This is a genomic window from Shigella sp. SIG3 (assembly GCF_053555855.1).
This window is the reverse complement of the sequence record NZ_JBQZXE010000119.1, coordinates 1-10,814: the sequence shown is the minus strand read 5'-3', so window position 1 is coordinate 10,814 and position 10,814 is coordinate 1. Positions and strand designations below refer to the sequence as shown.

Genomic DNA, 10,814 nt, shown 5'->3' with positions numbered 1-10,814 from the left:
AATCTTGAGCGTAATGCCTTTTATGAAGGCGTCGAATTTCCTGATGATTGTGATGTTTTAATCAGCTACGCTCCACCAAAAGATGAATCGCTGGTTGCCAGTTTTATTACACAATATGCCGTAACCGCTTATGCCAGCCAGCGCTATCTTGAGAAACATCCTATTAGCCGTCCTGACGAACTCGAACATCACTCCTGTATTTTGATCGACTCGATGATGATCGACGACGCGAATATCTGGCGCTTCAACGTCGCCGGGAGTAAAGAGGTGCGGGATTATCGCGTGAAGGGAAATTACGTTTGCGATAACACGCAATCGGCGCTGGAGCTGGCACGAAATCACCTGGGGATTGTGTTTGCGCCAGACAAAAGTGTGCAGAGCGATCTGCAAGACGGCACGCTGGTGCCCTGCTTTCAGCACCCGTATGAATGGTGGCTGGATCTGGTGGCTATCTTCCGTAAACGGGAATACCTGCCCTGGCGGGTCCAGTATGTGCTGGATGAAATGCTGCGTGAAATTCGCCACCAGCTTGCTCAGTCGCAGCAACTGCGGCCTGAACAAGCGGCGGAAAGCGAAGATTAATGATCGAGATAAAGGTAATGCACCCAGCTGGTCATGCGTAATAGCACTTTGCGCATCACCGAGACATGGCTGAAATGATCAGAGTAGACCGCCACCTGGGCGTAAATACCGTCTGGTAAAGCGCTCAAATCAGTGTGCTCATCCAGTTCAATGGTCGCGATAACGCCATCTGAACCCGGCGCTGTGTTTAACGTCTGTAAGGTGCCGGTCGACTGATAAGCTCCGCCGGGAACAGCTGGACTAATGGCTGCCAGCTTGCCGCTGAATACCTTACCTGGCAGAGCATTAAACACCACTTCCGCATCGTCGCCAGGGGCCAGTCGCAGCAAGGAGTTCTGACGGAACTGCGCCACAATTTGTCGTTTCTGATCGGGTATAAACACCATCACCGGACGTAGCGGCAGCGACGCGGCATAGGTACCCGGACGAATCAGCACCTGGGTCACATAACCATCGCTCGGCGCACGCACTATCGTCTGCTCAAGGTTATATTTTGCTTCCGCGAGCTGCGCTTTCAGGCTGGCGATTTGAGAATGTTCACCCAACACCAGGCTATCCAGCTGGCTCTGGATCTGTTTTTGTTCCGCCGCCGATGACTTTACGGAGGCTTCCTGCGCCAGATAATTTTGCCGCGCCACATCAATATCGCGTTCTGAAAACGGGTTTACTTTCGCCTGGCTGCCGCGTGCGTAACGCTGATACTCTTTAGCGAATTTATCCCGCGTGGCCTTTGCCTGCTGAGTATTCGCCGCCATCTCATCTAACTCTGCGCCCAACGCCCGCTGTTTATGTTCTGCGGTAACGATATCCGCCATCAGCCGATCCACCCGCGCCTGATAACGCGTCGGGTCCAGTCGAAATAGCACCTCACCTTTTTTAATCAGCGTATTTTTCTTATCCGTCACTTCGATCACCACGCCTGTCACCTGTGGGACAACAGGAATAGAAATAACCGCTTTTTGCGCCTTGAAGGTATACGGATGGTTATAGTTCATTAACAGAATTAAACCACTGACAATAAATATGCCACCCAGGGCCGCTGTGGAAATGGTCCATTTATTTACAGGAATTTTGAAGATCTTAAACATTGCCCATGCAAAAGCCACATAGGTCAAAATAATCAGTAAATCCATAAGTATTACTCGGCAGAAGAGGATTTGATGTCGGCGAGCTGTTTCTCCAGCCCGGCAATACGCTGTTGTAGTTGCACAACGGAGGAGTCATGGATTTGCATTCCCCATCCCCGCTCCGGGCGGTAAAGCGTGGCCCAAATCCACAAAAATGGCCAGATAACATGCAGCGTAAAAAGACTCACCCAACCAGCAACATGAATGGCGTCGGCATGAGGATGATTACGTTTTTTAGAAATCAGGTAGGGAATATCATGTAAAATAATAATCCCATAGAATATCACCAGAAATACAAAAATAAGCACTCCCAGTGCAAAATAGTCCAGGAACATATTTCCCTCAAAGAATATAAAAAAGAACAATTAACGCATATTATGAAATGCCATGATGCAGTGCAATTTCCTTATTTATATAACGACATATTGTTTTTTATATACTTTCTGAAATGTGCTGTCTGGTTTTTCAACAGGACGAGGTTTATCATATTGAAATAGTGGAACTATTGGCCAAACTAATGAATAACTCCAGTAAAACATCCACAGTACAGATTAAGCGTATTAAACCTTCAATTATCTACCGTTTATTGCTGATTGGCCTCGGATCACCAATGGTGATTTACGGCCTGGTTCGCCCGCTCACCATCGAAACGCGAGATTAAACTCCTGACAAAACACGCCCCAGAAACGCACTTCTGTTGGCGTAGTCTGGGTTATTGCGCACGTAGGTTTAAAACGTAAATTGTAACAACGTGCGCTTTGTTTATGCCGGATGCGGCGTGTACGCCTTATCCGGCCTACGGTCAGGTTCCCGTAGGTATGATAAGACGCGTAAGCGTCGCATCAGGCAATGAATACCCAATGCGACCAGCTTCTTATATCAGAACGGCCCCAACGGTTTATCCGAGTAGCTCACCAGCAGGCACTTGGTTTGCTGGTAATGCTCCAGCATCATCTTGTGGGTTTCGCGACCGATACCTGATTGTTTGTAGCCACCAAACGCAGCATGTGCCGGGTAAGCGTGATAACAGTTGGTCCACACGCGCCCAGCCTGTATGCCGCGCCCCATCTTATAGGCCAGATTACCGTTGCGGCTCCAGACGCCCGCGCCCAAGCCATATTGCGTATCGTTCGCCAGCTCCAGCGCTTCTTCCATCGTTTTGAAGGTGGTCACCGCCAGCACCGGGCCAAAAATCTCCTCCTAGAACACCCGCATATTGTTCTGACCAAACAGAATCGTCGGTTCGAGGTAGTAGCCGTCTTTCAGTTCACCTTCCAGCAGCTTGCGCCGCCCGCCTGTGAGCACGTCAGCGCCCTCTTTTTTACCGATATCAATGTAGTTGAGGATGGTTTCCAGTTGCCCGTGAGAAACCTGCGCGCCCATTTGCGTCACGCTGTCGAGCGGGTTACCGCTGCGAATGCTTTCGACACGGCGGATGGCGCGTTCCATAAAGCGTTCGTAGATTGACTCCTGCACTAAGGCACGACTCGGACAGGTGCAAACTTCGCCCTGGTTAAAGGCAAACAGTGCAAAGCCTTCCAGCGCTTTATCGAAAAAGGCATCTTCTTCATCCATCACATCAGCAAAGAAGATATTTGGCGACTTACCGCCCAACTCCAGCGTCACCGGAATAATGTTTTGCGTTGCGTATTGCATAATTTGTTGGCCCACTTCCGTTGAGCCGGTAAACGCCACTTTGGCGATGCGTTTCGAGGTCGCCAGATATTCGCCAATTTCCCCACCTGCGCCATTGACCACGTTCACCACGCCCGGCGGCAGTAAATCACCGACAATTTCCATTAGCAGCAGTACAGAAAGCGGGGTAAGACGTGCGGGTTTCAGCACCACACAGTTGCCCGCCGCCAGCGCGGGAGCCATTTTCCAGCTCGCCATCAGCAGCGGGAAGTTCCACGGGATAATCTGCCCCACCACGCCTAACGGTTCATGGAAATGATAGGCCACGGTTTCGCTATCAACTTCACTGATCCCACCTTCCTGCGCCCGAATACACGAGGCGAAATAGCGGAAATGGTCAATCGCCAGCGGTACATCCGCAGCACTGGTTTCGCGAATGGGTTTGCCGTTATCCCAGGTTTCAGCTGTCGCTAACAGCTCGAGGTTTTGTTCCATTCGATCGGCAATCTTAAACAGAATCGCCGCGCGATCCTGCACCGAGGTGTGCGCCCATTTATCTTTCACTTTGTGCGCAGCATCCAGCGCCAGATCGATGTCTCGTTTGCCCGAAGACGCCACTTCGCACAGCAGCTGCCCGGTCACCGGCGTCAGGTTCTGGTAATACTCACCATCGGCAGGGGCTACCCATTCACCGCCAATAAAGTTGTCGTAGCGGGCTTTTAACTTGATGGGGAAACCATACTCGCCGGGCTTAATCTGTGCTGAAGGGGGATTATTGGTCATGATCGTCTCCTTGCGGTGTGAGGTATAACAAGGGTAGACGTGACTGGCGAAATCTTCGCCAGTCGGTAACAGCTTTACGACAGCTATCACGAATTTACGGGCAAGGATTACAGAGATAGTTGAAAAAGCGGCTGACAATTTGCCAGCCGTTGTTGGAATGATGATTACATTGCGGCGCGATAAATCACCACAATTTCTTCGTGAGTTGCCTGGATCGGGTTAGTAAAGCCACAGGCATCTTTCAGGGCATTAGTCGCCAGAACCGCGAAATCTTCTTCTTTCACGTTCAGGTCGCGTAGGCCTGCCGGGATATCCACTTTCTTCGCCAGTTCACGGATGGCGTTAATGCAGGCTTCAGCACCTTCCGCGTCGTTTTTACCTGTCACGTTCACGCCCATTGCAGCGGCACAGTCACGCAGACGTGCAGCGGCGACTTTGCTGTTGAATACCTGAACATGCGGCAGCAGAACGGCGTTACATACACCGTGTGGCAGGTTGTAGAAACCGCCCAGCTGGTGCGCCATCGCATGAACATAACCCAGAGAAGCATTATTGAACGCCATACCGGCAAGGAACTGGGCATAAGCCATTGCTTCACGCGCTTTCGCATTACTGCCATCTTCAACGGCTAACGGCAGGTTTTCGGCAATCATGGTCACGGCTTTCAGTGCACAAGCGTCAGTGATCGGCGTGGCGGCAATAGAAACATACGCTTCGATAGCGTGCGTTAAGGCATCCATACCCGTTGCGGCGGTCAGTGACTTCGGCATACCAATCATCAGAGAGGAGTCATTGACAGAAAGCAGCGGAGTCACGTGCTTATCAACAATCGCCATTTTGTTATGACGCGCTTCGTCAGTGATGATGCAGAAACGGGTCATTTCAGAGGCCGTACCCGCCGTGGTATTGATGGCGATCATCGGCAGCTGCGGTTTTGCAGAGCGGTCAACGCCTTCGTAATCGCGAATATCGCCGCCATTGGCTGCCACCAGCGCAATACCTTTTGCGCAGTCGTGTGGAGAACCACCGCCTAAGGAGATCACGCTATCGCAATTATTTTCTTTAAGTAATTTCAAACCTGCGGCGACGTTTTCCGTGGTGGGGTTAGGTTGGGTGCCATCATAAATAACGCTAAAAATATTGCGTTCTTCCAGTGCTTTTTGCACATCACCCGCCATACCTAATTTCGTTAACATATTGTCAGTGACAATTAAGGTACGGGTAAATCCATAATCTGCCATCATATTCATTGCATCAGTCAATGAATCAGCGCCGATGACATTCACAGAAGGAATAAAGAAAGTTGAAGATGCCATAACACACTCCTGAAAGTGTAAAAAAGGGTGGGCAGCTTACTGAGGATTTTCATTCGAAAACATGATCATTATTATTAATTATCAAAATTAATCTAATAAAAAGCACATTGTATTCATTAAACAATGTGCTTTATTTAAAATCATAAGAAATTTGTATTAATTTATTTTAAAAATTAATTAATCATTTCCTTATCTTTCCGGAAATAATAATGCGTCGCGCAATAAATGATCATTTCCACGACGACGCGTAAAGCCAATGCGGTCAAAATATTCCAGAATCTGAATTGCCAGCTTTCGGCCTACGCCTAAGCGATCGCGGAAATCCGCCGCGCAGGTTGAACCACACTCCTGATCGAGATCGCGGATCATATTGGCAAATTCGACAATCCGATCGTTACGGTAATAACGATCTTTGACGATCGCGGTAATTATTCCTTGCTGCGCCGCCTGGCGTAGCGTCAGGCGCATTGCCTGCTCGTCGGTACCCGTCTCTTTTGCCAGATCACGCACCCACCACGGCTCGTCACCAAACAGCGGCTCTGCTTTTTGCCAGATGGCCTGCTGCTCTTCGCTGAAGCCCGCTTTGTGATCCGGCAGATGCAGCCAACCGTGATGACTGAGGATGTCGCCGCTTTCGCGCATCTTTTCAATCAGCAACAGTACTAGCGCTTCATCTTCCATTGGCAACGCCATACGTCGCAGACGTTCGCGCCCAGGCCCAGGTTCATCGCGATGTTGCTCATGATAAGTCGCTAATGTGTCGAGAATTTTCCGTTGCCAGCGAGCGGCAACCGGCGCATTCAACAAGCTATAACCAGCCTGAATATAGCCAGGCTGTTGCAGCAGTTCGCGCATCCCTTCGCCGTTGAGCTGGCGCGCCCAGGCGAAATCAGGAAGATTAACCGCGCCGCGTTGCAGGTGAACGGCTAACGCTTCGCTATCATTCTGTGCCCTAGCGAGGGAAGCCAGCCATTGCAGATACTCTGGTTTACGTTTACCGCGACGCGGCGGGTTAAGCATCACGACGCGCGCTCCGGCCAGCGTGTTGCGGGCAGAGATATCGCGCAATACCAGGCGGTCGTTATCTGCCAGCCATAACGGGGTGTCGAAGACCAGTTCAGCAAGGTTATCTTCCAGCAGTGAAACGCGTCCCGTGACGTGGCTGGCGGCGTGGTGAATATGCAGCGGCTGCCACTGGGTCAGCGGTGCATGGGTTTGAAGCTCGACAATCACCCGTGTGAACGGCTCTGGCGGCACATCGGCAAGCAGCCAGTCGCCACGGTTAATCTGCTCTTTTTCCGCATCACCCGCGATGTCAAGCGCGATACGCTGCCCGGCATTGGCGGTTTCTGTTGGCTGGTTTTGCGCATGCAGCGCACGTACACGCATCGGTTTATTTACACCAGTCAGCCAGAGTGAATCGCCTACCTTCACTTCCCCGCTTAACGCCGTACCGGTGACGACCAGCCCGGCACCTTTTACGGTAAATGCGCGGTCAATCGCGAGGCGGAAACTATGTTGGCTGGCGTGCTCGCGTTCCGGCAACTGAAGCAGATGCTCGCGCAGGGCATCAATTCCCCGACCTTCGGTTGCTGCGGTGATAAACAGTTTTGCCTCAGCAAAACCGTATTCCCGCAGAACCTCCTTTACCTGGCGTTCAACCTCATCAACACGCGCTTCGTCCACACGATCGGCTTTGGTCAGCGCCACTGTCAGCATCGGGTTACCGGTCAGCTGCAAAATCGCCAGATGCTCACGGGTCTGTGCCATCACGCCGTCATCGCACGCCACCACCAACAGCGCGTGATCGATACCACCAACGCCCGCCAGCATGTTGGAAAGAAACTTTTCATGACCGGGAACGTCGATAAAACCAGGCACGCGACCATCCGGCTGCGGCCAGTAGGCATAGCCGAGATCGATGGTCATGCCGCGCTTTTTTTCTTCCGGCAGACGGTCAGCATTTACGCCAGTAATCGCCTGCAATAAGGTTGTTTTGCCGTGGTCAACGTGTCCGGCAGTCGCAATAATCATTTCAACAACATCTCCAAAAACCGTTGCTCATCTTCAAGGCAGCGTAAATCCAGCCACAATCGTCCGTCATAAATACGACCAATCACCGGCACTGGCAATTCACGCCAGCGGGCGGCTAATGACTCAAGGTGGCTACCGCGTCCATCATGGGGTGTAAACGTTAATGCCGCGCTCGGCAGGCGATCAACCGGCAGCGAACCACTGCCAATCTGCGAAAGACATGGCATAACCTGTACCGCAAACTCCGCGCCGTAATGTGTGACAAGGGGAGCCTGTAAACGTTGTGCCTGGATTTGAATGACCTCTGCGCTGCGGGTAAGCAGGCGCAGGGTCGGTAATTTTTCACTCAGAGCTTCAGGGTGTAAATAAAGACGCAACGTGGCTTCCAGCGCCGCGAGGGTCATTTTATCCGCGCGTAATGCACGCTTCAGCGGGTGGCTTTGCAGGCGGGCGATCATCTCTTTTTTACCAACGATAATCCCTGCCTGCGGCCCGCCTAACAACTTGTCGCCGGAGAAGCTCACCAGACTGACGCCCGCCGCAATCAACTCCTGCGGCATTGGCTCTTTCGGCAAACCGTACTGGCTAAGATCGACCAGCGAGCCACTGCCTAAATCAGTCACCACTGGAACATCCAGCTCTTTGCCGAGCGCCACCAGTTCAGCTTCGTCTATCGCTTTGGTGAACCCCTGAATGCTGTAGTTACTGGTATGTACTTTCATCAACAGTGCGGTATTTTCATTCACCGCCTGACGATAATCATTCGCGTGCGTGCGGTTGGTGGTCCCTACTTCGTGTAGGGTGCAGCCTGCCTGACGCATAACATCGGGAATACGAAACGCGCCGCCAATCTCCACCAGTTCGCCGCGAGATACCACCACCTCTTTCCCGCTGGCAGTGGCCGCCAACATCAATAACACCGCCGCCGCATTGTTATTGACGATACAGGCATCTTCCGCCCCCGTAATACGGCACAGCAGCTGCGCCAGCGCCCGATCGCGATGTCCGCGTCCGGCGTCGTCCAGATCGTACTCGAGGGTCACTGGCGAACGCATAGCCTGCGCAACGGCTTCCACCGCGGCTTCCGCCTGTAAAGCTCGCCCAAGGTTGGTATGCAGCACGGTTCCCGTCAGGTTGATCACCGGACGCAGCGCGCTCTGCGCCTCTTTCGTCAACCGGGCATCGACTTCTTGCGCCCAGTTTTCACACCACGCAGGCAGCGTCTGGCTGCCACGAATCACTTCTCGCGCTTCGTCGAGCATCTGACGCAACAATTCCACCACGCGGGTGTGACCATAAGTATCACGCAAAGAAAGGAAGGAGCTATCGCGCAATAAGCGATCAATAGCCGGAAGTTGACTATAGAGGGAACGCGTTTCGGTTGTCATAGGAAACCTGGCTGATCAAGGCCCTCTCACACGGAGAAGGGCGTTTAACATAACCACGGATTGTAACGTGAGATGGGTCAGGAGGACATATCGCGCATCAAGCCTTTGGCGGTTCGGTGCGAGCAAAACTTTCGCGGCTAAACAGGTTTTCGACCAGTTTGACTAAGTGTGGGCGGTCGACACACCAACCTGGCGCAACGCGGCGGAAATTGAGATATCCGACAGCACAGGCAATGGCGATAGTCGCCAGATTGACCGTATCGGTTTTGAGTGTGCCATCGACCAGATATCCTTCCAGCACATCCAGACTGCGGTTGATTTTCTCCCGCTGGCGTAACAATTCATCTTCAGACTGCTGCGCCGCCGGACGCGCCTGTTCACGCACCGATACCAGCCCGGCATCCATAATGCCATCCGCCAGCGCCTCAATTTTGCGCACCCGCAACGACTCCAGCGGATCGCGCGGCAACATCGCCGGAGCGACATTCATTAACTCAATATATTCAGCGATGATCGGCGAATCAAACCAGCATTCGCCCTCTTCGGTCACCAGCACCGGCACTTTCCCTAACGGGTTAAATTGCGCCACGCCGTTATCCGCGTTATAGGGCAGTTCATTAATAAATTCGAAAGTTATGCCCTTTTCTAACAACAGAATAGAAAGTTTGCGTACAAACGGGCTGGTGTAGCTACCGACGAGTTTCATGCCGAGTCCTTTGTGCGAGGAAAAATATCAGTATGGCTCAGGCTCACGCAAAACACAGGTGATATAAGTCTCAATGATCCAAATAAAGATAATGCATCCAACTGGTCATTCTTAGCAGCACTTTCCGCATCACCGAAACATGGCTGAAATGGTCGGAGTAAACCGCCACCTGGGCGTAGATGCCGTCGGGTAAGGCATCGATATCATCGTTAGGGTCCAGTTCAATGGTTCCCAGCACACCGTCCGTGCCGGGAACGACCGTTAATGATTGCAATACCCCCTGCGCCTGATAAGAACCGCCTGGCACGACAGGTAAAATACTAGTCAATTTGCCGTGGAACACCTGCCCAGGTAGCGCGTTAAACACCACTTCCGCATCATCGCCAGGTTTCAGACGTAACAGCGAGTTTTGCCGAAATTGGGCGACAATTTGCCGTTTTTGCTCGGGGATGAAGACCATCACCGGACGCAGCGGCAAGGCAGCTGCGTATGTACCTGGGCGGATCAGTACCTGAGTGACGTAGCCATTGCTTGGTGCGCGAATGACAGTCTGCTCAAGATTATATTTTGCTTCAGTAAGTTGCGCTCTTAAGCTCACAATCTGCGATTGCTCGCCGTTGACCATACTGTCGAGCTGACTCTGGATCTGCGCCTGCTCCGCCACCGAGCCTTTCACTAACGCATCCTGCGCGAGGAAATTTTGCCGCGCATCGTCGATGTCACGTTCCGAGAACGGATTCACCGCCGCCTGGCTGCCTTTCAGGTAACGTTGATAATTTTTAAACAGACGGTCGCGCTCCGCTGAAACCTGGGTGGTGTTGGCCTGCGCTTCAGTGAGCTGCGCACGCAGCGTCTTTATATTATGCGTCGCCGTCATCAGGTCAGCCTGAAGTCTGTCAACTCGCGCCTGGTAACGAACCGGGTCGAGCTTAAAAAGCACCTCGCCCTTTTGAATAAGCTGATTATTCTTGTCAGTGACTTCAGTAACAATTCCCGTCACCTGTGGCGTGATAGGGATCGCTATCACTGCCTTTTGCGCGGTAAAAGTGTAAGGGTGGTTGTAGTTCATCAACAAAATCAAACCACTCACCAGAAACACGCCTCCCAGCGCCGCCGTCGCCAGCGCCACGTAAGTTAAAACAATCAATAGATCCATAATTAGATCTCCGGGAACGTGGAATAGTCAGTCTTTTTCTCGGCGGCGAGTTGATGCTCCAGCCGGGAAATTCGGTCAGAAAGTGCG

The 10,814-nt window shown here is 52.1% G+C and carries 9 protein-coding genes and 2 pseudogenes; 2 read left to right on the top strand and 9 right to left on the bottom strand.

Going from position 1 to position 10,814, the window contains the following annotated elements:
* Positions 1-582 (top strand): LysR substrate-binding domain-containing protein (locus ACUU1I_RS17035; RefSeq protein WP_449144258.1); only part of this gene is annotated, 582 nt, incomplete at its 5' end.
* Here the strand turns inward: ACUU1I_RS17035 and ACUU1I_RS17030 are convergent.
* Both ACUU1I_RS17030 and ACUU1I_RS17025 read right to left on the bottom strand, forming a co-directional pair.
* A complete protein-coding gene (locus ACUU1I_RS17030; protein ID WP_000364896.1) occupies positions 579-1,715 on the bottom strand; it encodes an HlyD family secretion protein in 1,137 nt (378 codons plus the stop codon). The two genes, ACUU1I_RS17035 and ACUU1I_RS17030, sit on opposite strands and share 4 nt — an antisense overlap.
* A gap of 5 nt (positions 1,716-1,720) precedes the next feature.
* Positions 1,721-2,044 carry a DUF3302 domain-containing protein gene (locus ACUU1I_RS17025; RefSeq protein ID WP_000478196.1) on the bottom strand — a complete coding sequence of 108 codons (324 nt, stop codon included), beginning with the start codon at positions 2,042-2,044 and terminating at the stop codon, positions 1,721-1,723.
* Positions 2,045-2,214: 170 nt separating this feature from the next.
* Here ACUU1I_RS17025 and ACUU1I_RS17020 point away from each other — a divergent pair, with 170 nt between their 5' ends.
* Complete coding sequence (locus tag ACUU1I_RS17020) at positions 2,215-2,370, top strand: hypothetical protein (protein ID WP_001296793.1); 156 nt, start codon at positions 2,215-2,217, stop codon at positions 2,368-2,370.
* 218 nt (positions 2,371-2,588) lie between these two features.
* On the opposite strand, the pseudogene aldB reads toward ACUU1I_RS17020, so the two are convergent.
* The 7 genes and pseudogenes from aldB to ACUU1I_RS16985 form a co-directional block, all read right to left on the bottom strand.
* A pseudogene (aldB, locus tag ACUU1I_RS17015) lies at positions 2,589-4,127 on the bottom strand (aldehyde dehydrogenase AldB).
* 164 nt (positions 4,128-4,291) lie between these two features.
* Positions 4,292-5,443: an L-threonine dehydrogenase gene (yiaY, locus tag ACUU1I_RS17010; RefSeq protein ID WP_000168706.1), complete on the bottom strand. Its 1,152-nt coding sequence runs from the start codon at positions 5,441-5,443 to the stop codon at positions 4,292-4,294.
* A 189-nt stretch (positions 5,444-5,632) separates the two neighbouring features.
* Positions 5,633-7,477 carry a selenocysteine-specific translation elongation factor gene (selB, locus tag ACUU1I_RS17005; RefSeq protein ID WP_000582450.1) on the bottom strand — a complete coding sequence of 615 codons (1,845 nt, stop codon included), beginning with the start codon at positions 7,475-7,477 and terminating at the stop codon, positions 5,633-5,635.
* On the bottom strand, positions 7,474-8,865 hold the full coding sequence (gene selA, locus ACUU1I_RS17000; RefSeq protein WP_000206277.1) for an L-seryl-tRNA(Sec) selenium transferase: 1,392 nt from the start codon (positions 8,863-8,865) through the stop codon (positions 7,474-7,476). Before selA ends, selB begins: the two co-directional genes overlap by 4 nt.
* Before the next feature lie 97 nt (positions 8,866-8,962).
* A complete protein-coding gene (locus tag ACUU1I_RS16995; protein ID WP_000779792.1) occupies positions 8,963-9,571 on the bottom strand; it encodes a glutathione S-transferase in 609 nt (202 codons plus the stop codon).
* Positions 9,572-9,641: 70 nt separating this feature from the next.
* Positions 9,642-10,727, bottom strand: coding sequence for an HlyD family secretion protein (locus tag ACUU1I_RS16990; protein ID WP_000364910.1), 1,086 nt, complete (start codon positions 10,725-10,727; stop codon positions 9,642-9,644).
* A gap of 2 nt (positions 10,728-10,729) precedes the next feature.
* Positions 10,730-10,814: pseudogene (locus ACUU1I_RS16985) on the bottom strand (DUF3302 domain-containing protein); the annotation flags it as partial.